The following is a 24,979-nucleotide window of genomic DNA, read 5'->3' on the forward strand; positions in this document are numbered from 1 at the left end:
GCATAGCACTGTGATGTTAACAGGCATTTTACCCAAATATTCTGCGGCCAAAAGCGTAAATAACCGCAAGTGTAATACGATTGGGCTGAGAATCAGGTGGTTATACCAGGCTACGCGGTTGCTGTTCCACCCAGGTTTTCACCTGTTGACGGGAGATTTTGATCCCGCCGTTCTTCAATTCGTCCGGTAAAAGATAACAGGCTATCGGACGCTGGAACCCCGCCAGCCGGGATTGCCACCACGCGACTAATTGCGACAACGGCAGATGGTTCGCTACCTCCACCACCGCCACCGGACGCTGACCGAACTCGGGGTCATCCACGGGCACCACGCACGCGTAGGTCACATCCGGGTGTTGCATCAGCACAGCTTCCACATCTTCAGGTTGAATGCCTTCACCACCGCTGAAAAACTGGTTATCCAGCCGTCCCAGAATTCGCCACTCGTGGCCATCCCACTGCCCGCGATCACGGGTATGAAACCAACCCTTCGCGTCAGTAAGAGGGTTAACCCGCCCTTCGCGCCAGTACCCCAACGCCAGACAACGGCCACGCAGCAAGATCTCCTCCCCCTCCAGCATGATCTCACGACCTGCCAGTGGCAACCCGACGCCGTCATGGCCGTCGGCCCGCTTGGCACAGACTGTCGATGCCAGTTCGGTCAGGCCGTAGCCACACCAGCAACGGATCCCACGCGCTTCGGCCTGTTTCATCAGCTCTGCCGGGATCATCGAACCGCCCAGCAATACCGCCCGCAGACTTATTGGTGAACGATTCTGCGACAACAAACGCCAGAGCTGGGTAGGCACCAGCGAGGCATGGGTGCACACGCGCAACGCGACATCCAGCGGCTGGTCTGGTTTCACGACCAGTGACGCACCGGCGGCCAGCCAGCGCCAGACGATCCCCTGTCCGGACACATGAAACAGCGGCAGCGACAGCAGCCAGCGATCGCCAGCACTGAACGCCATCAACGCCAGCACACCTTCCGCGCTGGCCAGATGGGCTTCACAGGTATGCACCGCCGCTTTCGGCATGCCGCTGGAACCAGAGGTCAGTGTCATGGTTGCCAGTCGTTGCGCCGCCCATGGCAAGGGCGGCGGCATCTCTGGCGATGATAGGGGTGACGGCACATGTAACGGCATGATGCCTTGCGGCCAGCCGTGTTCGCCGGTACACAACCCATACTCGATATTCAGTGACGGCAACAACGCATCCAGCAGCGTATCCGGCAGTTGAGGATTCAACGGCAACAGGCGTGCGCCGCACTGCAACAACGCCAGATAACAAAACAGCATCGTGGTGCTGTTTTTACCGCGCAGTGCGACCCCCATCCCCGGCTTTACCCCCTGACGCACAAAACCGATCGCCAGCTGATTCAGATGTGTTGCTACCTGCTGCCAGGTCCAGATTCCGCTGTCGTCTATCAGCGCCGGAGCCATCGGCTGCGATACCGCCCAGCTTCGCCAGGGCCAGTCGCTCAGGCCTGCCATACCTGCTCCAGACGGTCTACCGTCATCAGCGGTAACGTACTATCAGGCCAGGCGCGGACAATCTGCGCCTGCATCAGGTCCAACGTATCCAGCCCCGGCAGCACCCCTGGCGTCAGCCAATGCGCCACCCGTGCCAGTTGCGTCAACCCCAGACTGGACTCAATGCTGGAACTGATCACCGCCGTCAACCCCGCTTGCTGCGCCTGTGTAGCCAGTTGCCGACAACGGTTCAGACTGCCGGTCAGTGAAGGTTTGATGATAATCGCTGCCACACCCGGCTCCGCTTCCACCTGAAACTCCGGCTCACGCACGCTTTCATCCCAGGCGATAGCAATACCGGTATCCCTGGCGAAATCGCGCGACTCGTCACGCGTTTTACATGGCTCTTCCAGAAAAGCGATGCGGGCACGATAAGCCGGTGTGACATAGCGAGCAAAGCCGTCAGCCTTCTGCCGCGTCCAGCTACGGTTCGCATCCAGACGCAACCGCAAATCGGGCAAGGCTTCCAGCAACAAATTAACGATCATACCGTCGCGTACCGCCTCATACAGCCCGACTTTCACCTTTGCCAGTGGCTCGGGCAGATGTTGCAACATGGCAAACAGTTCATCCGGATCGCCACTACATAGCGGTGCCTTACGGTAATCCGCCGCGTCGGGTAACGCCCCGGTCAGTTCTGCCAGCGCGCAACTGACGCCGAAATCCACCGACGGCATCCCACATTCATCCGGCGTTTGCCCAGCCAGCCAATGTTGTAACGGCACCTGCGCCGTGTTGAATGCCTCTTCAAGCGTTTCCACGCTGAACTGCGGTAGCGGCGCTATCTCACCCCACCCTTCCCGCTCGCCATCACGCAAGCGAAGCAGCAGCCCATCACGGGTTTTCAGACGCTGGTTACGCAACACCACCCCGGCGTCCATCGGCACGCTGTAACGATAGAGGGTAGCCTCGCGCATCAGGGGTTCCGTTTGAATTTGCTGAAATCAGGCTGACGTTTTTCATTGAAGGCATTACGGCCTTCCTGCCCTTCATCCGTCATGTAGAACAGCATCGTGGCGTTACCCGCCAGTTCCTGCAAGCCCGCCTGCCCGTCGCAGTCTGCATTCAGCGCCGCTTTCAGGCAACGCAGCGCCATCGGGCTGTTTTGCAACATCTCACGACACCAACGTACGGTTTCGCGTTCCAGTTCAGCCAGTGGCACTACCGTGTTAACCAGCCCCATATCCAGCGCCTGCTGAGCGTCATACTGACGGCACAGGAACCAGATTTCACGGGCTTTTTTCTGCCCCACGATACGCGCCATGTAGGACGCGCCCCAACCGCCGTCAAAAGAACCGACACGCGGCCCGGTCTGACCAAAAATGGCATTGTCCGCCGCGATGGTCAGATCGCACATCATGTGCAGCACATGACCACCACCAATGGAATACCCGGCCACCATTGCCACTACCGGCTTCGGACAGGTACGAATCTGGCGCTGAAAGTCCAACACATTGAGGTGATGAACGCCGCTATCGTCCTGGTAACCGCCGTAATCGCCACGAACCTTCTGATCGCCGCCGGAGCAGAAGGCTTTCTCACCGGCGCCTGTCAGGATGATGACGCCAATACCATCGTCATGACGGGCATTGTCCAGCGCCTGAATCATCTCTTTTACCGTTTGCGGGCGGAACGCATTGCGCACCTGGGGACGATTGATGGTGATTTTGGCGATGCCGTCGGTCGACTTGTGGTAGAGGATATCGACAAAATCCCCGCTGCAATCGTGCCATGTTACCGGGGCGTAAAGCAGTTCTTCACTGGGATAAAGCATAGTGGATCTTCCTTTCGGGATACGAAATAAACTGGCGAACCCGTTCGGCATAACCTGACGGGTTCGCATGATGAGCGTTGTGCCCGGCCTCCGCCACACTCAGCAGCGGTAAGCGATGCTGCGTGGCCAGCATCTGAAATTTTGTGTCCTGGCTACCACAGAGGTAACCGAATGGAACCTGTAACTGATGCAATGCGTCAATCAGGCAAGGCTGACGAGACAAGGATGTCGCTTCCAGCATATCGGCGACGGCAGGCCCGTGGTTGTTGCTGCGCAGTGCTATCAACGTTGCACGCTGCACCGGTGATAACCGGGCGAAAACCGGCTGTTGATACCAGTCCGCCAGCACGCTATCGAGCGGTTCAGCGCGAAAACGCCGCGCCCAGTTGGCATCATGCTGCTGTCGTGCCTCACGCTCGTCTGGCAATGCCAGTCCCGGATGCCCGCCTTCCACCAACAGCCCCTGCAACCCATCCGCCGCACCCTGACAGGCGTGGTACATGGCGATACGACCGCCCAGCGAATACCCTAACAACCAATACCCGGCAACGCCCTGTTGCGCCAGCAACGCGGTCAACTGCCGACTGACATCGGCGAAATCAGCCGCCTTTAGCAACCGAGACTCACCGTGCCCCGGCAAATCCACCAGCAGCAACGGCCAATCGGTTAAATACGGCAGCACCGGTTGCCAGTCCTCGCCGCTGCCGAGCAGTCCGTGCAGCACCACCAGCCAGGGTTTTCCCGGTTGTGACTGCCCAAGACGCCGACAATGCATCACCACGCCGACACCTCGGCCAGCAGCTGTTGCAGTGTTTCAGCTCCCGCTTTGGGTTCTACTACCACTTCAAGCAGCGTCGTGCCACCCAACCGCCACCCATTGCTTACAGCGTCCTGTACGTCTGACCATTGCTGCGCTCTGGCATAACGTAGCCCGAACAGCGCCGCCGCATGGCGGAAATCCACCTGCTGTGGCATGCAATAGAAGGTTTCGCGTTGAGCTTCTGGGGTCGGCAATAACGAGAAAATCTGCCCGCCATTATTGTTTACCACCACTAGCACCAGTGGCGCAGGCGGCTGGCGCAATAATGCCAACCCATTAAGGTCATACAGCGCCGACAAGTCACCGACAATCGCCAGCATCGGCCGGGTGTTAGCACGCTGTACGCCAGCCAGCGTCGACAGCAGTCCATCAATACCGCTGGCACCACGGTTGGCGTACACCGGATACCCAGCAGGTAAACGAGCAAACGCATCCACCAGTCTGACCGTCAGGCTGTTACCGACAAAAAATTGCCCTTCTGGCGGCAGCAGTTCCGTTACGCGATGCGCCAGTTGCGCTTCACCGAAACCACTGGATAAACGGACGGCAACCTGGCGAGCGACCCGTGCCGCGCAAGACTCCACCTCAGGAGCCCAGGCAGGCTGCACTGCCACCGAATGCACGGCCAGCCAGCCGGAAATATCGGCAACCAGACGACGCCCTCGATGGTGGGCAGGGTCGAGCCGACCCGGCAGTGCATCGACCAACCAGTACTGTTCAGGCGCTATCGTCGCCTGCCACTGCAACAGCCGTTTACCGGTCAGGCTGGCGCCAAACTGCACCACTATGTCAGCCTGACGTAGCGCATCCGCTTGCGGGTGTTTTAGCCACACATCGGCGCAAGCCAGCGGTTGGCCTGTCTGCGATAAGACATCACCGATAAGCGGCCAGCCGAGCTGGCGCGCCCAATCGGCTATCTGAGCGCCAGCCTGTGGCGGCACTCGCCCAACCAGCACGACACCACGCCGCTGCCGCCATTGCGGCCAGTCTGGCTGCATCGGCACCATCGGCAATGCCTGCTCACGCTGCAACCACGGCTGGGGCTGATGCCACCAGTCGCCCAGCGCCTGTAACCAGTCCTGAAACGCGGCCGGATCGTCATCACCGTATAACGGCTCAGCGAAGGGGCAGTTAATATGCAATGCACCGTGGCGCAACTCCCCCAACGCGTTATCGAGTGCAGACACCAGCCAGCGAGCGGGAATGTCTGGGGTAGGACGCGGCAATTCCAGCGTCACTGTCGGGTGAGAAGCAAACATACCGGGTTGCCGAATCGCCTGATTCGCGCCGCAATCGATAAGCTCCGGTGGGCGATCCGCCGTCAGTATAACCAGCCGTTCGCCGGTCAATCCCGCTTCAATGATCGCAGGATAAAGGTTGGCGGCCGCCGTACCGGACGTCACCACCACCGCCACTGCTTCACCAGAGGCCTTAGCCAGCCCCAGCGCCAGATGACCAAGACCACGCTCGTCAAAATGGGTATGGCATACCAGCGCCGGATGCGAGGCCGCCGCCAGCGTTAAAGGGGTAGAACGTGATCCGGGCGCAATACAGACATGGCGCACGCCTTGATGGCTCAGTGCCTCGAAAACCACCGTTGCCCAGCGACGGTTAAAAATATGTGTGGACATGATCGACTCAACAACTCCGGTTGCGGGTTGTGGCAATAATTATATTTTTTTTCATCCGGCCAACTTTGATATAAGCCAGTAACAGGCAAAAAATCGCGCTATGAAATAGCCTCGTCCAGCAACGATTTTAACCCGGCAGCCTTATTCTCCAGCTCCTGCCATTCTTGCTCAGGATCAGATCCCGCCACGATTCCCGCGCCAGCGTACAGCGTCAGTTGACTCTCAGCCACACTGGCGGAACGCAACGCCACGCTGAATTCAGACTGCTGGCGCGACAAATACCCTGCAGAACCGGCATACCAGCCACGCTGAAACGGCTCATGTTGAGCCAGAAACGTCCGTGCCACAGCACGCGGTAACCCAGCCACAGCGGCGGTCGGTTGCAGTAAATACAGGCACTCGCTATCCCTGCTACTGCGCAGAGTTGCCTGAATTGTCCGCCGTAAATGTTGCACCTTGCGTAAACGTACAATCTCCGGCGGCATCACATCCAGTGTCAGTGCGACCTGATGCAACCGCTGGCAGATATCGTCCACCACCAACATATTTTCACACTGGTTTTTGACATCGTTCATCAGCCAGTCTGCCAATTCAGCGGCTTTTTCATCGTTCTGGTGGCTGGCTACCGTTCCAGCCAGCGCCTCGGTTTCCAGACGGGTATGCCGTCGGCGATAGAGGCGCTCAGGGCTGGACCCAAGAAATGCCTGATGCGGTGCAAATGCCAGCATAAAATGGTAGCAGTGGTGATTAACGGCACGACTGGCCGCCATCAATGTTGTTGCCCGTAAAGGCTTATCAAGCGATAAGACCGTCGCTCGTGCAGGCACGACTTTTTCCATTTTGCCGGCAGCGATATCCGCCAGTGCCTGGTGCAATAACGCAATCCACTGCTGGCGATCCGGACAATGCTGTGTGGCTTCAATGCGAGAATGCAGTTGCGGCAAGGGGGGGTGGGCTTGTAGCTGACGCAGAAAGTCTTGTGCGTCTCGAGCCTCAGCGCGCAGCGATAGATCGCTGAATAAATTCACCCGCAAGCGAAGACGCCGTCCTTGCCGTAATAAGGCAATGCGTGGCAGAAACAGAAATGAAGACGTGTTGGCTCCTGATGGGCGCTGTTCAAAAGCGTTCAACCCCCACAAGCGCACGCTGTCATCCACATCATGACGTTGCAGAAATGCCTCGGCGTGCGCGATATCCTCAAACACACGCGCCTGACCACACACCGCCGCTTCTTCATCATCCTGACGATGCTGCCAATAAAACTGCGGATAAACAGGTTGCGAGGCCAGCCACGCCAGCAATTGCGAACTGTCCTGCAATGACATGGTCAGTGTAATCGCATGAAAACCTGCCTGCTCCGGCAAGGGTTCGTTGAGTGCCTGATGCATCTGGCGCAGCAGGTCGGAGAATTGCAGCACATTCACCCCATAGCCTAACTGAAAGTAGGGAATTATACGGGCCTATCCCCACAAAAAAAAAGTCATTAGCTTGATATCTACCCCGTAATAACCCGCATATTCACCCATTATTTCTGTATTGAGCTCACAGTCTGGCAAGATGCGCTAAACACATCCGACGTGAAGAACATAGCCATAAGCTGCCCAAACGTATTGTATAACCAGCCTGCCTGCGATTTCCGTTTGCCTACCGACATATTAGCCACACAATCGCCTAAAATGTTTTCTCAATAATTCTGCGTCAATAACGCAAATTGCCACAAAATGAAATACCTCTACTACCCTTATAAAAAACAGGGATTACTGTTTTTTTCATCCTGGCTGTTTATGACTTTTTATTCCCGCGATAAATCAATCGGCAAAAGCGTTGATCGTTCGTCTGGCATATAAAAAGGGGTAGTATTTATTTTACCTGTAGCGACTGCCGTGAATACCGCAAGCAGCACTAAGCGCCTTACTGCTTATACCCAAAATAATTCGAGTTGCGGGACAACACGCTTGCGTGTTGAACAACGCCACGCGTTGGCCCTTTAGGGCAAGGCTCATTAGAGCCTTGTAATGCGGCAAGCGAGTGACAAATTCGTTGGGAACGAATTTGACCAGCCAACGGCTGGCCTCTGGTGAGAGACAGGATGTCTCTCATTTCATCCCGATGAGCTTACACTGGTAAGTGATTCGGGTGAGCGACAAATTGGCATACGTCGATTTGAACACTGCTTGCAACGGCCCGAAGGGCGAGGCCCATTGATGGGCCGAGTCACGCAGCCAACACACCTGCAACTTGAAGTATGACGGGTATAAACAACTTATTGTATAAATCACTACCGCACAGAATGAAAAACAATCCGGCGCAGTTAGCATTAAGTGACAAATTTCTTATTACTGACGGCTCTAGAATTTCGTTGCTATCATCAAATTTCACTCCGTTTTATCATAAATTACCTTCTTCTTGCCGGGTTGTTCCCGGCATTTTTTATCTGTACATGCATTGTAGAATTCATGGCGTATTTTCCGTTAGTAACACGTCCGTCGCCGCCCCTCTCAGTTGTCGTAACACTTCCCCTTTCGATAAAACGCCACAATTGTGGTAAAAATACCTTTCTGTCAGGTTCAGCGACGATAGTTATTTAGCAATGGATACAATGTTAGGTTCCCTTTTAGGTGCTTTCGTGTGTACTCAGTTACCACGATTGGGTGATAACGCGGCGTATATCGCCATGCAGGCAGTGGGTTTTATTGCCGGTCGTTTTATCGCCAGAAAAACATTCGCAGCACAGAAGCAGCCGACACCAGGCCTTGTCCTGCCACGACTGACAGATAGCGTCAGCCCTTCTCTTTTTGTCTGTTCATCAGGAGCCTGATGTCATGCCTGCGGTTATCGTGCGTTTTTTCCTGCTGTTTATCCTGTTGCTGCTGCTGATGACCGGCACCTATAGCTATAACTATGTTAATAGCTGGATGACGGAGAAAAAATCCACCCTGACAGACATTGCACAAGGCATGCAAAAGCGCATTGACGCCTATCGCTTTTTTACCGACCAGATTTACAAAAACCTCATCAATGACGCCAGCGCGCCAAATCCCCCTAACGTCAATCTGATTACGCTGATGCCGAACGTGTTTTATGTCGAGAAGAGTGGTCATAAAACCGACGCATTGGTATTCGGGCCCTATGACAAGAGCACCCTCGGCACCATGCAACGGATGTCGCAATATCTGGATGTGTTATGGGGCGCGAAGACTGATATCTACTCGATGTACTACCTCAACGGGCAGGACAATAGCCTGACGATGATTTCCACCCAGCCGCTGAAAGATATCTCGTCACAATTCCGTGGTAGTTATTTGTCATCAATGGTGGAGTCACGCAAAGCTGAGATGCTACAGCAGGCGAATACGCTGGATGAACGTGAAAGTTTTTCCCCTTTGCGTAAGCTGCGTTTTTACAACGATTACTATTTTACGCTGCGTACCACCTTCAATCAGCCCGGACATCTGGCGACTGTTATCGCATTTGATTTATCAATCAATGATTTAATTCCACACTCGCTATCTCAAGACGGCTTCATCCTTCGCCAGCAGACACCACCAGTCAACGCCGACGCCAGCGCTGATAACGACATTCCTACCGACATTCGTCGCCAGGGCTCCATGCTGGAAATCTCCGCGCAGCTAATGAACGCGCCGATTAAGCTAGTGTATGCCATTCCGTTGGGCCGACTGGTGGCGGATATGTTACGCAATAATATCTGGCTGATTGCGATCAATCTGGCGTTACTATTTATCTCACTGGCATGGTTTTATGCGTTACGACGCTACTATGCCCGCCCCAAAGATGACCTGTCACATCACCTGCAAGAACAGCAGCGGATGTACAGCGAAATTGTCAGCCGTATCCCGATAGGCGTACTGGTTTACGATTTCAGTAACAATAAAGTGATGGTGGCAAACGCGCTGGCCGAAAGGCTGTACCCTCACCTTAGCCTGAAGAAAATCTCCACGCTGGCAGAAGAACATCAGGGGGTCATCCAGGCTACCGTGGATAATGAAATGTACGAAGTCCGCGTTTTTCACAGCCAGCATACGCCTTCACTGTGCTTGTTCCTGTTACGCGAACAGGATCAGGAAATACTGATTACCAAAAAGCTGCAGTTGGCACAGCGAGAGTTCGACAAGAATGTGTCGGTTCGAAAACGCCTGTTCCGCAACCTGAGTCAGGAGTTCCGGCAACCGTTGTCCGCCGTACACCAATTGGCGCTGGCATTACGTCACATTGATACGCCGTCGGAACAGCAGAAAGCGATCCAGACACTGATAGCCGAAACCAGCAGTGCTATCCGCCTGATGGAAAACATCGCCCTGCAGGCACGGCTGGAAAGCGCAGAATGGCACATGGTGCATGGTTCGTTTTCACCGCTGACGTTATTCGACGATTTAATTCTGGAGCTGCTGCCGCGTATCCAGCAAAAAGGGCTTAAGCTGTTCAATCACTACAAACTGGAGCCACGCCAGACCTATCTGGGCGACAGCGAGTTGCTGAAGAAAACCCTGTCGTTACTGTTGGATTACTCCATCACCAATACCGATTACGGCAAAATTACCCTATCTTGCGAGCTGTCAACACATGCGGCTGATCAGTTGCTGATCCGAATCAGCGACACCGGCACGGATATCTCCGGCATGGAGCGAGATAATCTGGTGCATCCGTTCGCCACAACCCCACTTTCTGATCGCTTCCGCCACAATTCCGGATTAACCCTATTTTTATGCAATCAACTGTGCAACAAACTGGGCGGTCAACTGCAAATCAATAGTCGGCCAGGGCTTGGCACCCAGTATGTACTGACATTGAAAATGCAGCCGGAACCACTGCCTGCGCAGGAAGACGAGAAATTATTGGACGATATCACACTGCTTCTGAATATCACCTCGGACGAAGTTCGTACCATTGTGAGCCGTATGGCAGGCAATTGGGGCGCGGATGTCGTGGTTTATGACGAGCGGCTGGTGAATCAGGATGCAGATATCACGATTACCGATGACCCCAACAGGGTGAACAGCGATACGTTACTGGTCACCAGTGACGATACGCAGTTGATACCGCTGGGACACCACCGTCTGCGTACCAACTACAACGTCAGCCAACTGCTGCAGGATGGTCTGCTGAAACTGATCGAACAGCAACTGGAGACAGGCAACGATGACGGCCTGTCTGAAGAACAGGATGATATCGGCTTCTATGTCCGTCAGTTACACAACAGTGACTACTATTCCTTGTTTGTTGATACAGTACCGGAGGACATAAAGAGACTATATACTGAAGCCCAAAATGGCGATTTTTTGTCACTCGCGCAAACCGCACACCGCCTGAAGGGTGTCTTTGCCATGTTGAATCTTCATCCCGGCAAGCAGTTATGTGAAGCGCTGGAAAAGCTTATTACCACCCAGGATCGTGCGCAGATAGAAGACCATCTTCAACAGATAGACAGTTTTGTCACAGCACTGTTGCAGCCTGGTGGCCAACAATACGAGTAAAAAACAATGAGCAATCTAAACGTAATTATCGCAGACGACCATCCTATTGTTTTGTTCGGCATTAAAAAATCGCTGGAGCAAATCGAATGGATTAACGTCGTGGGTGAATTCGAAGACTCGACAGCCCTGATTAACAATCTTCCCAAACTGGACGCAAACGTCCTGATCACCGATTTATCCATGCCTGGCGATAAGTACGGTGATGGCATTACCTTAATTAAATATATCAAGCGCCACTTCCCCCATCTGTCCATCATCGTACTGACCATGAACAACAACCCGGCTATTCTCAGTGCGGTGTTGGAATTGGATATTGAAGGGATAGTATTGAAGCAAGGGGCGCCGACAGACCTGCCCAAGGCACTGGCCGCGTTACAGAAAGGCAAAAAATTCACGCCGGAAAGCGTCAGCAAGGTGCTGGAAAAAATCAGTGCCAGCGGCTATGGCGATAAACGCCTGTCGCCGAAAGAAAGTGAAGTGTTACGTCTGTTTGCCGAAGGCTTCCTGGTGACCGAAATCGCCAGAAAGCTCAACCGCAGCATTAAGACTATCAGCAGCCAGAAGAAATCGGCCATGACCAAGCTGGGTGTGGACAACGATATTGCGTTGTTAAACTACCTCTCCTCGGTCGGTGTATCGCCATCTGACAAAGAGTAATCATCTTGTCGGCAAACAGGCTTGTTTGCCGACCCTTTCTTTGTGACCTTGTGGCGGGATCGTCAAAGACCGCGTGACAGTTATACCGTATTCCCCAGCCTGACCAGATTACTGTAATACGACAGTGACTGTTGCAATGTATCCAGCGTCACCGGTTTAGACAGGCAATTATCCATCCCAGCCTGCAAACAGCGTTGTCGCTCTTCGGCCAATGCGTTAGCCGTTACACCAATCACCGGCAGTGTCTGCCCCATTTCCCGCAACCGCTGGGTGAAACGGTAGCCGTCCATATTTGGCATGTTGACGTCAGTGAGAACAATGTCTACCGGGTTTTTCGCCAGCACGTCCAACGCATCCAACCCGTCATTGGCAGTAATCACCTGATACCCGAGCGAACCGAGCTGGTCAGCCAGCAAACGCCGGTTAATCGGATGATCATCCACCACCAGCAGGCGAATATCGCCATTTTCAGTACGACTGTAACTGACCGTCGACAGGGAAGTCGTTGCCGTCGACAGCGCTTCTTCACCCCGATAAATACGCTGCAACAGCGTCGGCAGTTCATGTAATACGGCGGTACTGTAGAGCCAATACCCAGACCGGATCTCCTGTGCAGAACCGGCATGCGTTCCACTGATCTCCACACAGGCGTGCGTATTCAATTCAACCGCTAGTGGATTGTCTACTATCATGATGTCATCGTGGTTTACCGTGAGCCCTTCTTCGTAGCGCTGAACGTCCAGAGCACAGGACTGGAGTAAATCCAGCAGATAGCGCTCCATCAACGCATTACGAATCTGTAGCCAGCAGGTTTTTCCCTGCACATCAGGTAATTCGGCAGTCTGCGGATAGCTCGCACGGTAAAGCGGAATACGAATGCCGAATTCGCTACCAAGCCCCGGCTCGGATTCAATCGTAATGTCGCCATCCATCAGGCTGACCAGTTTTTCACAAATCGCCAGCCCCAACCCGGTCCCCTGAAAATGGCGCTGCACACCGGTTCCAGCCTGAAAGAACGGGTCAAACAACTTCATTACGGCACGGGTATCGATTCCCACCCCGGTATCCCGGACTTTAAACACCAGATACCCTTCATCGCTGCACGCCACCTGAAACACGATACAACCGGTATCGGTGAACTTGATGGCATTACTGAGCAGATTACTCAATACTTGTTGTAGCCGCACCGCATCCCCCATCAATCGTAACGGGACGCCAGGGGCGATATAGCAATACAATTCGAGGCGCTTTTTCACCACCAGCGGCAGATAGTTACTCACGATATGATTGATCATCTCACGCGGCGCAAACTCGCTGGGCTCAATCTTCAACTGCTCCGATTCAATCTTTGAGAAATCAAGGATATCGCTGATGATCTTCAGCAGCAGCGCTGAAGAATTTTGCATTGCTTCCACCAGTCGGTTGGCATCCGAGGGAAGCGATTTAGTCTGCAACAAGTCCAGGTTACCGATAATCCCATACAACGGCGTGCGCAGTTCATGACTGACTGTCGCCAAAAACATGGATTTGGACTGGCTGGCCTGCTCGGCGGCATTCGCCATTTCCTGCAATGACTCTTCCATGCGAACCCGGGCACTGACGTCAAGCAAGACACAAATGGCTACATTCTCGTTGCGATAACGCGAGTGTACGAAACTGATTTGCAAATGGTGATTGCGCCCGGTCACCACATCCAGCGATTTGGACTGCTGCTCGCAAATGATACGAATAATGCGTACCCGGTCCTCATACGTCAGGAGGCTGAGGTAATTGTGCGCCAGCTCATTGCTGAGGATATTGGTGCCGTCGCTAATCCTTAAAATACAAATCCCGACGGGTGCCGAGGCCACGATTTTACGGTTAAATTGCTCATTTTCTTCCAGCTGAGACGCGTTACGCTCTGCTGGTAAAAAGATCTTTCGCTCAAAAAGACGCGTCAATAAAAAAAGACAGATAGCCGATATCAGGTTCAACAACGCAATATTGATCATCAGCGTATTGAGCGACATCAGCAGCACTTCTAGCGGCAGTGAATACACCACCGCCATTGATGTCGGCGGTAACGCCTTTTTCATCAACAGTGCGCTATACCCCTCGCTATAACCGAAGTAATTGTTCGAGTCGGGATAACGGCCAGGAATATTACCGCCAGACTGGTTATTGGTCAGTTGCAATAAGACGCGGTCATTCTGGTCCAATAATCTGACGCTAAACGGCAGGTCGCCATTAAGCATGAAATCATCCAGCCTGATGGTCTGCTCGATCCCCATCATGGTGACCAGATGATTATCAACATACACCGGCGTCAGCGCGTACAGATACCCCACTTCCGGCATCGGCCCTGGCGTCACCCAAAATAGGCTTTCTTCGCGGCGATTGCCGATCAGGTTGGATTTCTGGTTCTGTAACCGCTCCTGCACGCTTTTCAACAGGCTATCGCTATCCAGCGATTGATTGCGGATACTAAAATCAACGAGACATTGCTGGCTGCCATCAACAAAAAAGATACGGTTAAGGTCATAAACCGACGAAAAGTCATCATGCCATTGATCAAAGAAACCGCTCAGTGACTGCAACTGAGCCGGATTCTTTGCGTACTGCTCGGCACAGTTAAACGTGGGTGATAACGGGTAAAGAGAAAACGGCGTCTTTTTGGCCGCCGACAGACGCTCGCGAGATAACGTCGAGGTACTAAAGCGGTTGGCGGCGATATACCGTAATTCACGTGCCACATCCGTGGTATGGCGGATATACCCCAGCGACTGTTCAAAATTGAGTGAGAAAATCTGGCGCAGGTGCGATTCCCGTTGATTCAGTTCTTTGTTCACGTAAAAAACTGAAATCAGTGCGCCAAGAATCCACAGCGTGGTCGCCAGCACCCGGAACATATACCGGGAGACTTTGAGGGTAGTCTGAAAAGAAGCGATAACTTTCAAATGGATACCGTAGAGGTTGTCAGCACGGGAAAACACGGTCAGAACCAGCCGATACAGTACCGATCCTGCATAAAAAAAGCCAGCGCATCAGGCGCTGGCTCTTGCGGGGTTACCGGCAGGACAAATTACCTGCTGGACTATTTACCTGCAGGACAGGGCATTACTCATCGTCTGCGGGGATATCATCATCGCTGTCCAGCTCGTCGATATCCTCTTGCGGTAGTTCACCGTCAACCGGCACTACGCTATCGAGTTCATCGTCTTCCACTGGCTCAGCCACACGCTGCAGGCCGACCACGCGCTCTTCCTCAGCGGTACGGATCAAGGTGACCCCCTGAGTATTACGGCCAACAATGCTGACCTCGGATACGCGGGTGCGTACCAGCGTACCGGCATCGGTGATCATCATGATCTGATCGGCGGTATCAACCTGCACCGCACCGACCACTTTACCGTTACGCTCGCTGACCTTGATGGAAATAACGCCCTTGGTGGCACGCGATTTCACCGGGTACTCGGTCACAGTCGTACGCTTACCAAAGCCGTTCTGCGTCACGGTCAGAATATCGCCTTCACCGCGTGGAACAATCAGCGACACGACGCGATCGTCATCCTGCAGATTGATGCCTCGCACCCCGGTCGCGGTACGTCCCATCGTGCGCACTGCGGACTCAGAGAAGCGTACCACCTTGCCTTCGGCGGAGAACAACATCACTTCGTTGCTGCCATCGGTCAGATCGACGCCGATCAGCTCATCACCGTCATTCAGATTGACCGCGATAATACCTGCGCTACGCGGACGGCTGAACTCAGTCAGCGCAGTCTTCTTGACCGTACCGCTGGCCGTCGCCATGAACACATTCATCCCTTCTTCGTACTCACGTACCGGCAGAATGGCGGTAATACGTTCATCCTGTTCCAACGGCAACAGGTTAATAATCGGACGACCACGCGCACCGCGGCTGGCTTCCGGCAACTGATAAACCTTCAGCCAATAGAGGCGACCACGGCTGGAGAAACACAGGATGGTATCGTGAGTATTCGCCACCAGCAGACGGTCAATAAAGTCCTCTTCTTTGATGCGAGCGGCAGATTTACCCTTCCCACCACGACGCTGGGCTTCATAATCCGTCAACGGCTGATACTTCACATAACCCTGATGCGACAGGGTCACCACCACGTTCTCTTCAGAGATCAGGTCTTCAATGTTGATGTCAGCGCTATTGTGGGTGATCTCGGTACGGCGCGCATCGTTATACTGTTCGCGAATCGCCACCAACTCCTCACGGATAACCTCCATCAGGCGCTCAGGGCTACGCAGGATGAACAGCAACTCAGCTATCTGCGTCAGCAGTTCTTTGTATTCATCCAGCAGTTTTTCATGTTCCAGACCGGTCAGTTTCTGCAAACGCAGATCCAGAATCGCCTGGGCCTGCTGTTCGGTCAGGTGATATTTGCCGTCATGGATACCGAATTCCGGCTCCAGCCATTCTGGACGCGCGGCGTCATCACCGGCACGCTCCAGCATCGCGGCCACGCTGCCCAGTTCCCACGCCTGTGCCACCAACGCGATTTTTGCATCAGCCGGGGTCGAGGCATGACGAATCAGCTCGATAATAGGGTCGATATTGGCCAGCGCAATCGCCAGACCTTCCAGGATGTGGGCTCGTTCACGCGCTTTGCGAAGCTCGAAAATGGTACGGCGCGTCACCACTTCACGACGGTGACGAACAAACGCCGCCAGAATTTCCTTCAGGGTCATCAGTTTCGGCTGTCCCTGATGCAACGCCACCATGTTGATGCCGAACGACACCTGCATCTGGGTCTGGGAATACAGATGGTTGAGCACCACCTCGCCCACGGCATCACGTTTGATCTCAATAACGATACGCATGCCGTCCTTGTCGGACTCATCACGCAACGCGCTGATACCTTCGATGCGCTTGTCTTTTACCAGTTCGGCTATCTTTTCAATCAAACGTGCTTTGTTCACCTGATAAGGGATTTCATGCACGATGATGGTTTCGCGACCGGTCTTGGCATCCGCTTCGACTTCAGCGCGCGCACGGATATACACCTTGCCGCGGCCAGTACGGTAGGCTTCTTCAATACCGCGTTTGCCGTTGATGATAGCGGCAGTCGGGAAATCCGGCCCTGGAATGTGAGCCATCAGCCCTTCAACACTAATGTTCTCATCATCGATATAGGCCAGGCAGCCGTTAATCACCTCAGACAGGTTATGGGGCGGAATGTTGGTCGCCATCCCCACCGCAATCCCGGAAGAGCCGTTAACCAGCAGGTTGGGGATACGGGTGGGCATCACGTCCGGGATCTGTTCTGTGCCGTCATAGTTGGGCACAAAATCCACGGTTTCTTTGTCCAGATCGGAAAGCAGTTCGTGGGCAATCTTCGACATGCGCACTTCGGTATAACGCATCGCCGCGGCGGAGTCGCCGTCGATGGAACCGAAGTTACCCTGCCCGTCTACCAGCATGTAGCGTAATGAGAACGGCTGGGCCATACGCACAATGGTGTCGTAAACCGCGCTATCACCATGTGGGTGATATTTACCGATAACGTCCCCGACCACACGGGCCGATTTTTTATAAGGCTTGTTCCAGTCGTTACCCAGCACACTCATCGCGTACAGCACGCGGCGGTGTACCGGCTTAAGACCATCGCGAACGTCCGGTAACGCACGCCCGACGATGACGGACATGGCGTAATCCAGATATGAACTTTTCAGCTCTTCCTCGATGTTGACCGGTGTAATTTCTCTGGCTAGGTCGCTCATGGAGCCGCTATCCCTCTATTCACATCTACCCGATTTTAAAAGGTGGAAAATGATATCATAAACCGGGGTTTCAGGGGAAACTTCACGCCGGTTTGCTGGCGCTTCTTTACCAGATGCAGCGCATTTCATTGCGGCGGTGTTACCCTCATCACAAGACGCCGCGAGTTATCAAACCTGTGCGAGCGACTACACCCAGCGCCTTTCGCTCGTTATACTCGGCCCCAGTCAATATTGATGAAAGGTGATCACGCACCATGAATACAGACACCACGAACCCCGCAGAAGCCGATGTTCTGAAAGCCTCGGCCTCAACACCGAATGTCGACCTTGATGAAATCGCCAAATTTGAGGCTGTCGCCTCGCGCTGGTGGGATCTGGAAGGGGAATTTAAACCGCTACATCGTATTAACCCGCTGCGCCTGAACTACATCATCGAACGTGCCGACGGCATTTTCGGCAAACAGGTACTGGATGTGGGCTGCGGCGGCGGTATTCTGGCCGAAAGCATGGCACGAGAAGGTGCCCGAGTGACCGGCCTGGATATGGGGGCGGAACCCTTGCAGGTCGCCCGGTTGCACGCGCTGGAAAGCGGCATTGACGTCAGTTATGTGCAAGAAACGGTAGAAGCGCATGCCGACGCCCATACCGGTGCTTATGACGTCGTCACCTGTATGGAGATGCTGGAACATGTGCCGGACCCACGATCCGTGGTGCTGGCTTGCGCCAGATTGGTGAAACCCGGCGGTCACGTCTTTTTCTCTACTATCAACCGCAACGCCAAAGCCTGGCTGATGCTGATTGTCGGAGCCGAATACCTGACCAACATGGTGCCGCGCGGCACACATGACATCAAAAAATTCATCCGTCCGGCGGAACTGCTGACCTGGGTAGACCAGACGCCGTTACGGGAACGTCACATGACCGGGTTGCACTATAACCCGTTACTAGACCGTTTCCGGCTTGGCGCGAATGTCGACGTCAATTATATGATTCATACCGCGCACACAGGCTAACCACACAGAGCAGTCAGGCGTAACCGTTAACGGTATATGCCTTTAATGACGCAGGCCGGTGGGCACTCCACCGGCTTTTTTATCAATGAAGAATAAGTTTCCCGGCATAAACTGCGCCTTATCAACAATTGGGCAACAGATCAAACTCAGATTATTCCTAACAACTTGTCTGAAACACGATTTTAGCCATAACGCGAGTGTGACAACAGGACAAGAAACCGGCAGTTGATCAATTTTTTTATTTTTTATCCCCTGCGGTTGACAAAATAAGGAAGCCGCACAGTGGCTGGGATTTAGCGCGCTTGTAACATTTATTCCCTATGTTATCCACAAGAGAGCCCCATTTTGCTCACTTGCAATACGCCACTTTTCACATTATCTTGTTATCAAAAGCTGGCCCACCCCCTATATATAGTGTTTGCTTCTGACAGAAAACACTATTTTTTTGTTTGCGTTTTTTGTGAATGAAGTAGCGGGGGGGGCCGATAAAAACAAAACTCGTGTCAAAAAACAGGTGCTACGCCACATGAACCAGAGTCTGCTTGTTACCAAACGCGATGGCAATAAAGAACGCATCAATCTGGACAAAATCCACCGGGTAATCACCTGGGCAGCAGAAGGGTTACACAATGTCTCTGTCTCTCAGGTAGAACTGCGTTCCCACATCCAATTCTACGACGGCATCAAGACTGCCGATATCCACGAGACTATCATCAAGGCTGCGGCTGATTTGATCTCTCGCGAAAGCCCCGACTATCAGTATCTGGCTGCTCGTCTGGCTATCTTTCATCTTCGCAAAAAAGCCTACGGTCAGTTCGAACCACCGAAGTTGTATGATCACGTGGTGAAAATGGTCGAGATGGGTAAGTACGATCGCCATTTGCTGGAAGATTACACGGAAGAAGAATTCGCTCACATGGACGCTTTCATCGATCACTGGCGTGACATGAATTTCTCCTATGCAGCTGTAAAACAGCTGGAAGGGAAATATCTGGTCCAAAACCGCGTGACCGGTGACATCTACGAAAGCGCCCAGTTCCTGTATATCCTGGTCGCTGCTTGCCTGTTTTCCAGCTACCCGCGTGAAACCCGGCTGGACTACGTCAAGCGCTTCTATGACGCCGTATCGACGTTCAAAATTTCGCTGCCAACGCCGATTATGTCTGGCGTACGTACGCCAACCCGCCAGTTCAGTTCTTGCGTGCTGATCGAATGCGGCGACAGCCTGGATTCCATCAATGCGACATCCAGCGCTATCGTGAAATACGTGTCTCAGCGCGCTGGTATCGGCATCAACGCGGGCCGTATTCGTGCACTGGGTAGCCCGATCCGTGGTGGCGAAGCCTTCCACACTGGCTGTATCCCATTCTATAAACACTTCCAGACGGCGGTGAAATCCTGCTCTCAAGGTGGGGTGCGTGGCGGTGCGGCCACACTGTTCTACCCGCTGTGGCATCTGGAAGTGGAAAGCCTGCTGGTGTTGAAAAACAACCGCGGCGTGGAAGGCAACCGCGTGCGTCACCTTGACTACGGTGTACAGCTCAACAAGCTGATGTACCAGCGTCTGGTGAAAGGCGAAGACATTACGCTGTTTAGCCCGTCCGATGTCCCGGGACTGTACGACGCCTTCTTCAACAATCAGGATGAATTTGAACGCCTGTACGTGAAATACGAGCAGGACGACAGCATTCGCAAAAAACAGCTCAAAGCCGCAGAACTGTTCTCGCTGATGATGCAGGAGCGTGCCTCCACGGGTCGTATTTATATTCAGAACGTCGACCACTGCAACACGCACAGCCCGTTTGATCCACAGGTTGCGCCGGTACGCCAGTCCAACCTGTGTCTGGAAATCGCGTTGCCGACCAAACCGCTGGAAGACGTCAACGATGAAAACGGCGAAATCGCCCTGTGCACCCTGTCGGCCTTTAACCTGGGCGCCATCAGTTCGCTGCATGAACTGGAAGAGCTGGCGATATTAGCAGTACGTGCGCTGGATGCCCTGCTCGACTATCAGGACTACCCTATTCCGGCCGCGAAACGCGGCGCGATGGGCCGACGTACGCTGGGTATTGGTGTTATCAACTTCGCCTACTATCTGGCGAAGCACGGTGTGCGTTACTCCGACGGTAGCGCCAATAACCTGACGCACCGGACCTTCGAAGCCATCCAGTACTATCTGTTGAAAGCCTCGAATCAGTTGGCTCGCGAACAGGGTGCCTGCCCGTGGTTCAACGAAACCACCTACTCGCAGGGCATTTTGCCAATCGACAGCTACAAGCGTGATCTAGACAGTATTTGCAGTGAACCGTTGCACTATGACTGGGAAACACTGCGTAAGGATATCCAGACCTATGGTCTGCGTAACTCGACGTTGTCGGCACTGATGCCGTCGGAAACGTCGTCGCAGATATCCAATGCCACCAACGGCATCGAGCCGCCGCGCGGCCACATCAGCGTCAAGGCATCCAAAGACGGTATCCTGCGTCAGGTAGTACCAGAGTACGAAACGCTGAAAAACGCCTATGAGTTGCTGTGGGATATGCCGTCTAACGATGGTTACCTGCAACTGGTCGGTCTGATGCAGAAATTCGTCGATCAGGCGATTTCAGCCAACACCAACTATGACCCGGCGCGTTTCCCGTCAGGCAAAGTGCCGATGACGCAGTTACTCAAAGATCTGCTCACGGCGTATAAATTCGGGTTGAAAACCCTCTACTATCAAAACACCCGCGACGGTGCCGAAGATGCGCAGGACGACCTGCTGGACTCTGCACCGCAGGATGATGGCTGCGAAAGCGGCGCGTGTAAAATCTAAGCACGGCGCGGGGGGAGCCACTCAGGCGGCGGCTCCCTTGAAATGACGATGCCCTCATCTCGTCGCGGTTAGTCTGACAAGGTAGCGGCGACATAGCCCGCTCGGGTTACAGAGGTTTAACAGCGCCGCCCCCGGGCCGCGCTGTTGGCTTGTTTGGAGAGACCATGGCTTATACCACTTTTTCACAGAATAAAAACGATCAGTTGCTGGAGCCGATGTTTTTCGGCCAGCCGGTTAATGTGGCGCGCTACGATCAGCAGAAATATGACATTTTCGAAAAGCTGATCGAAAAACAGCTTTCCTTCTTCTGGCGCCCAGAAGAAGTGGACGTTTCCCGCGACCGTATCGACTATCAGGGGTTGCCGGAACACGAGAAACACATTTTCATCAGCAACCTGAAATACCAGACCTTGCTGGATTCCATTCAGGGCCGCAGCCCTAACGTCGCCCTGTTGCCGCTCATTTCCATCCCGGAACTGGAAACCTGGGTGGAAACCTGGGCTTTCTCGGAAACGATTCACTCCCGTTCCTATACCCACATTATTCGTAATATCGTCAACGATCCGTCGATAGTGTTCGATGACATCGTCACCAATGAGGAAATCCTCAAACGGGCAAAAGACATCTCCGGTTTTTATGATGAGCTGATTGAACTGACCAGCTACTACCATCTGCTGGGGGAAGGTACCCATCAGGTCAACGGCAAGACCGTGACCGTCAACCTCTATGAGTTGAAGAAAAAACTCTACCTGTGCCTGATGAGTGTTAACGCGCTGGAAGCCATTCGTTTTTACGTCAGTTTCGCCTGTTCTTTCGCTTTTGCCGAGCGCGAACTGATGGAAGGCAACGCCAAAATCATCAAACTGATCGCCCGTGATGAAGCGTTGCACCTCACTGGCACCCAGCACATGCTCAACCTGATGCGTGCAGGCCAGGACGACCCGGAAATGGCCAAGGTCGCGGAAGAGTGCCAGCAGCAATGCTACGATCTGTTCGTGCTGGCGGCACAGCAGGAAAAAGAGTGGGCGGAATACCTGTTCCGTGATGGCTCGATGATTGGCCTGAACAAGGACATCCTGTGCCAGTATGTTGAATACATCACCAACATCCGCATGCAGGCAGTAGGGTTACCGTTGCCGTTTGAAACCCGTACCAACCCCATTCCGTGGATCAATGCCTGGCTGGTATCGGATAACGTGCAGGTGGCACCGCAGGAAGTGGAAGTCAGCTCCTATTTGGTCGGCCAGATTGATTCGGAAATCAACACTGACGACCTTAGCGACTTCCAGCTGTAGTCCCGATGACCACTCCCACCATTACACTGCGCCTGTCAGGGGCGCAGTTGCTTTGCTCTGATGAACACACCACCTTGTTGGAAGCGCTTGAATCCCAACGGGTGCCGGTCGAGTATCAGTGTCGTTCCGGTTATTGTGGTTCCTGCCGATTACGTCTCATCAAAGGCAAAGTCGCCTACCGGGAAACACCGCTTGCCTGCCTACAACGAGACGAAATTCTGCCCTGCTGTTGTATGCCAGTAGATGACATCGAACTGGATATGTAATCGGTGCTGTGCTCTTGCAGCCTGCTTTACAGGCAGGCTCGCATAATCCCTTGTTCACCCGTAACTTTACTACGCCAGTCAGGCTATCCTGCGTTACACTTTCCACAGGAGAAACCCACGGAGAACAGAGCACATGCTGACATTTATCCCGGTTCTGATCGTCGTTGCGCTGGTAATTGTCTGGTCTGGTATCAAAATCGTACCCCAAGGCTATCAGTGGACAGTAGAACGCTTTGGCCGCTATACCCGCACGCTGATGCCAGGCCTGAACCTGATGGTGCCGTTTATGGACAGAATCGGCCGCAAAATTAATATGATGGAGCAGGTGCTGGACATCCCATCGCAGGAAATTATCTCCAAGGATAACGCCAACGTTACCATCGACGCCGTCTGCTTTATTCAGGTGGTGGATGCTGCCCGTGCCGCGTATGAAGTCAGCAATCTGGAACTGGCCATCATCAACCTGACCATGACCAACATTCGTACTGTACTCGGTTCGATGGAGCTCGATGAAATGCTATCGCAGCGCGACAGTATCAACACCCGGTTGTTGCATATCGTTGATGAAGCCACCAATCCCTGGGGTATCAAAGTCACCCGCATCGAAATTCGTGACGTGCGCCCGCCAGCCGAGTTAATTGCCTCGATGAATGCTCAGATGAAAGCGGAGCGAACCAAACGCGCCGAGATTCTGGAAGCAGAAGGGGTGCGACAGGCGGCGATACTGAAAGCCGAAGGGGAAAAACAGGCGCAAATTCTCAAAGCCGAGGGGGAGCGTCAATCCGCCTTCCTCGAAGCCGAAGCGCGCGAACGTGCAGCAGAAGCGGAAGCCCGCGCCACCCAAATGGTGTCTGAAGCCATTGCCGCAGGCAACATCCAGGCAATCAATTACTTTGTGGCGCAGAAATATACCGCTGCACTGCAAACCATCGGGTCGGCCAACAACAGCAAAGTCATTATGATGCCACTAGACGCCAGCAACCTGATGGGCACTATTGGCGGCATCAGTGAACTGATCAAAGATAGTCAGGCAGACCGGAGAAAATAGTCATGATGGCGCAGGTGTTGGAAAACGCCCACTGGTTCTGGTTATCGCTCGGCGGGCTGCTGCTGGCGGCTGAAATGCTGGGGGCTGCCGGTTATCTGCTGTGGAGCGGTGTCGCCGCCCTGCTCACCGGCATTCTTGCCTGGCTATTGCCGCTGGATTGGGCCTGGCAATGCATCGCCTTTGCCGTACTGACAGTCATTGCCGCGCTATTGTGGTGGCAGTGGTTACGTCGCCGCCTTGAGAAACAGCCTTCTCCAGTGCTCAATCAACGTGGGCAGCAGTTAATTGGCCTGCATACCACGTTGAGCGAACCACTGATTAACGGCTTTGGTCGCGTTAGCATTGGCGACAGCAGTTGGCGCATTCAGGCAGAGCAAGACCTGCCTGCTGGCACCGTAGTGGAAATCACCGCCGTGGAAGGCATTACGCTACAGGTCAAGCCGCGTGCGTAATATCATGGGATAGGTTCTAAGGCTGTGGGTGCTTACCTTGCCCACCTGCGCCAGTATGGCAGCACCCTGCCAGTTGGGTAATGATCGGGCATTCTGCGCTACTGTCGCCGGGACAGGACTCTGCCAACGTCAGTAAACGCTGGCGCATCGACTTAAGCTCTTCTATCTGCTGCTCGATATCCTGCACTTTCTGTAATGTGCGGGCTTTCACATCGGCACTGTGCCGCATCGGATCATTGAACAAGGTGACCAGTTCACGGCACTCCTCCAGCGTGAACCCCACCTGACGCGCCTGACGCAACAGCGTTAGCTCTTCGATATGGTGAAGATCATAACTACGGTAACCATTTTCGCATCGCAGCGGTGCCGTCATCAGCCCTTTTTCTTCATAGAAACGGATAGTCTTGCTGGTCAGTCCGGTTTTTTTCGCCACATCACTGATATTCATGATTCCC

General features: G+C 53.7%; 17 protein-coding genes. 8 read left to right on the forward strand and 9 right to left on the reverse strand.

Annotated features, from left to right (window positions below; all coding sequences use genetic code 11):
* Positions 1 to 100 precede the first annotated feature (100 nt).
* From menE to menF, 6 genes are all read right to left on the reverse strand, one after another.
* Positions 101 to 1,492 carry an o-succinylbenzoate--CoA ligase gene (menE, locus tag FGI04_RS13235; RefSeq protein WP_407336847.1) on the reverse strand — a complete coding sequence of 464 codons (1,392 nt, stop codon included), beginning with the start codon at positions 1,490 to 1,492 and terminating at the stop codon, positions 101 to 103.
* A complete protein-coding gene (gene menC / locus FGI04_RS13240) occupies positions 1,480 to 2,448 on the reverse strand; it encodes an o-succinylbenzoate synthase (protein ID WP_407321043.1) in 969 nt (322 codons plus the stop codon). The genes menE and menC overlap by 13 nt, the downstream gene beginning before the upstream one ends.
* Complete coding sequence (gene menB, locus FGI04_RS13245) at positions 2,448 to 3,305, reverse strand: 1,4-dihydroxy-2-naphthoyl-CoA synthase (RefSeq protein WP_210181269.1); 858 nt, start codon at positions 3,303 to 3,305, stop codon at positions 2,448 to 2,450. The genes menC and menB overlap by 1 nt, the downstream gene beginning before the upstream one ends.
* Positions 3,289 to 4,080 (reverse strand): 2-succinyl-6-hydroxy-2,4-cyclohexadiene-1-carboxylate synthase, encoded by a 792-nt coding sequence (gene menH, locus FGI04_RS13250; protein ID WP_407274725.1) that lies wholly within the window; start codon positions 4,078 to 4,080, stop codon positions 3,289 to 3,291. Before menH ends, menB begins: the two co-directional genes overlap by 17 nt.
* Positions 4,080 to 5,756, reverse strand: a complete 1,677-nt coding sequence (gene menD, locus FGI04_RS13255; RefSeq protein ID WP_407273108.1) for a 2-succinyl-5-enolpyruvyl-6-hydroxy-3-cyclohexene-1-carboxylic-acid synthase — start codon at positions 5,754 to 5,756, stop codon at positions 4,080 to 4,082. The genes menH and menD overlap by 1 nt, the downstream gene beginning before the upstream one ends.
* 98 nt (positions 5,757 to 5,854) lie before the next feature.
* Positions 5,855 to 7,180 (reverse strand): isochorismate synthase MenF, encoded by a 1,326-nt coding sequence (gene menF / locus FGI04_RS13260; RefSeq protein ID WP_407336848.1) that lies wholly within the window; start codon positions 7,178 to 7,180, stop codon positions 5,855 to 5,857.
* A 1,398-nt stretch (positions 7,181 to 8,578) separates the two neighbouring features.
* On the opposite strand from menF, the gene rcsD reads away from it, so the two are divergent.
* The gene (gene rcsD / locus FGI04_RS13265) at positions 8,579 to 11,248 is read left to right on the forward strand and encodes a phosphotransferase RcsD (protein WP_342699470.1); all 2,670 of its coding nucleotides are present in this window, start codon (positions 8,579 to 8,581) and stop codon (positions 11,246 to 11,248) included.
* Between the two features lie 6 nt (positions 11,249 to 11,254).
* Complete coding sequence (gene rcsB / locus FGI04_RS13270; RefSeq protein ID WP_019844606.1) at positions 11,255 to 11,905, forward strand: response regulator transcription factor RcsB; 651 nt, start codon at positions 11,255 to 11,257, stop codon at positions 11,903 to 11,905.
* A gap of 80 nt (positions 11,906 to 11,985) precedes the next feature.
* Here the strand turns inward: rcsB and rcsC are convergent, their stop codons facing one another.
* Both rcsC and gyrA read right to left on the reverse strand, forming a co-directional pair.
* Complete coding sequence (gene rcsC / locus FGI04_RS13275) at positions 11,986 to 14,877, reverse strand: two-component system sensor histidine kinase RcsC (RefSeq protein ID WP_434964868.1); 2,892 nt, start codon at positions 14,875 to 14,877, stop codon at positions 11,986 to 11,988.
* Between the two features lie 124 nt (positions 14,878 to 15,001).
* Complete coding sequence (gyrA, locus tag FGI04_RS13280) at positions 15,002 to 17,635, reverse strand: DNA topoisomerase (ATP-hydrolyzing) subunit A (protein ID WP_407336849.1); 2,634 nt, start codon at positions 17,633 to 17,635, stop codon at positions 15,002 to 15,004.
* 254 nt (positions 17,636 to 17,889) lie between these two features.
* Between gyrA and ubiG the strand changes: the two genes are divergently transcribed.
* The 6 genes from ubiG (at position 17,890) to FGI04_RS13310 (ending at position 24,524) form a co-directional block, all read left to right on the forward strand.
* A complete protein-coding gene (ubiG, locus tag FGI04_RS13285; RefSeq protein WP_407336850.1) occupies positions 17,890 to 18,648 on the forward strand; it encodes a bifunctional 2-polyprenyl-6-hydroxyphenol methylase/3-demethylubiquinol 3-O-methyltransferase UbiG in 759 nt (252 codons plus the stop codon).
* A gap of 526 nt (positions 18,649 to 19,174) precedes the next feature.
* Complete coding sequence (gene nrdA / locus FGI04_RS13290) at positions 19,175 to 21,463, forward strand: class 1a ribonucleoside-diphosphate reductase subunit alpha (protein ID WP_342699466.1); 2,289 nt, start codon at positions 19,175 to 19,177, stop codon at positions 21,461 to 21,463.
* Positions 21,464 to 21,627: 164 nt separating this feature from the next.
* Complete coding sequence (gene nrdB / locus FGI04_RS13295; RefSeq protein WP_016942035.1) at positions 21,628 to 22,758, forward strand: class Ia ribonucleoside-diphosphate reductase subunit beta; 1,131 nt, start codon at positions 21,628 to 21,630, stop codon at positions 22,756 to 22,758.
* 5 nt (positions 22,759 to 22,763) lie between these two features.
* Positions 22,764 to 23,024, forward strand: a complete 261-nt coding sequence (gene yfaE / locus FGI04_RS13300) for a class I ribonucleotide reductase maintenance protein YfaE (protein ID WP_016942036.1) — start codon at positions 22,764 to 22,766, stop codon at positions 23,022 to 23,024.
* Between the two features lie 133 nt (positions 23,025 to 23,157).
* Complete coding sequence (locus tag FGI04_RS13305) at positions 23,158 to 24,072, forward strand: SPFH domain-containing protein (RefSeq protein WP_407273105.1); 915 nt, start codon at positions 23,158 to 23,160, stop codon at positions 24,070 to 24,072.
* Between the two features lie 2 nt (positions 24,073 to 24,074).
* A complete protein-coding gene (locus FGI04_RS13310; RefSeq protein ID WP_342699464.1) occupies positions 24,075 to 24,524 on the forward strand; it encodes an NfeD family protein in 450 nt (149 codons plus the stop codon).
* A gap of 16 nt (positions 24,525 to 24,540) precedes the next feature.
* Here the strand turns inward: FGI04_RS13310 and cueR are convergent, their stop codons facing one another.
* Positions 24,541 to 24,972 (reverse strand): Cu(I)-responsive transcriptional regulator, encoded by a 432-nt coding sequence (gene cueR / locus FGI04_RS13315; RefSeq protein ID WP_012883798.1) that lies wholly within the window; start codon positions 24,970 to 24,972, stop codon positions 24,541 to 24,543.
* Positions 24,973 to 24,979: the final 7 nt, after the last annotated feature.

This window comes from Dickeya ananatis (assembly GCF_019464615.1).
Classification (GTDB): domain Bacteria; phylum Pseudomonadota; class Gammaproteobacteria; order Enterobacterales; family Enterobacteriaceae; genus Dickeya; species Dickeya oryzae.

Excerpts from the sequence above, each read along its gene's own strand:
- rcsD (WP_342699470.1), top strand. The coding sequence starts at position 8,579 with ATGCCTGCGGTTATCGTGCGTTTTTTCCTGCTGTTTATCCTGTTGCTG.
- menC (WP_407321043.1), bottom strand. The coding sequence starts at position 2,448 with ATGCGCGAGGCTACCCTCTATCGTTACAGCGTGCCGATGGACGCCGGG.
- nrdA (WP_342699466.1), top strand. The coding sequence starts at position 19,175 with ATGAACCAGAGTCTGCTTGTTACCAAACGCGATGGCAATAAAGAACGC.
- menB (WP_210181269.1), bottom strand. The coding sequence starts at position 3,305 with ATGCTTTATCCCAGTGAAGAACTGCTTTACGCCCCGGTAACATGGCAC.
- cueR (WP_012883798.1), bottom strand. The coding sequence starts at position 24,972 with ATGAATATCAGTGATGTGGCGAAAAAAACCGGACTGACCAGCAAGACT.
- FGI04_RS13305 (WP_407273105.1), top strand. The coding sequence starts at position 23,158 with ATGCTGACATTTATCCCGGTTCTGATCGTCGTTGCGCTGGTAATTGTC.
- menE (WP_407336847.1), bottom strand. The coding sequence starts at position 1,492 with ATGGCAGGCCTGAGCGACTGGCCCTGGCGAAGCTGGGCGGTATCGCAG.
- nrdB (WP_016942035.1), top strand. The coding sequence starts at position 21,628 with ATGGCTTATACCACTTTTTCACAGAATAAAAACGATCAGTTGCTGGAG.
- FGI04_RS13310 (WP_342699464.1), top strand. The coding sequence starts at position 24,075 with ATGATGGCGCAGGTGTTGGAAAACGCCCACTGGTTCTGGTTATCGCTC.
- yfaE (WP_016942036.1), top strand. The coding sequence starts at position 22,764 with ATGACCACTCCCACCATTACACTGCGCCTGTCAGGGGCGCAGTTGCTT.
- rcsB (WP_019844606.1), top strand. The coding sequence starts at position 11,255 with ATGAGCAATCTAAACGTAATTATCGCAGACGACCATCCTATTGTTTTG.
- menH (WP_407274725.1), bottom strand. The coding sequence starts at position 4,080 with ATGCATTGTCGGCGTCTTGGGCAGTCACAACCGGGAAAACCCTGGCTG.
- menD (WP_407273108.1), bottom strand. The coding sequence starts at position 5,756 with ATGTCCACACATATTTTTAACCGTCGCTGGGCAACGGTGGTTTTCGAG.
- gyrA (WP_407336849.1), bottom strand. The coding sequence starts at position 17,635 with ATGAGCGACCTAGCCAGAGAAATTACACCGGTCAACATCGAGGAAGAG.
- ubiG (WP_407336850.1), top strand. The coding sequence starts at position 17,890 with ATGAATACAGACACCACGAACCCCGCAGAAGCCGATGTTCTGAAAGCC.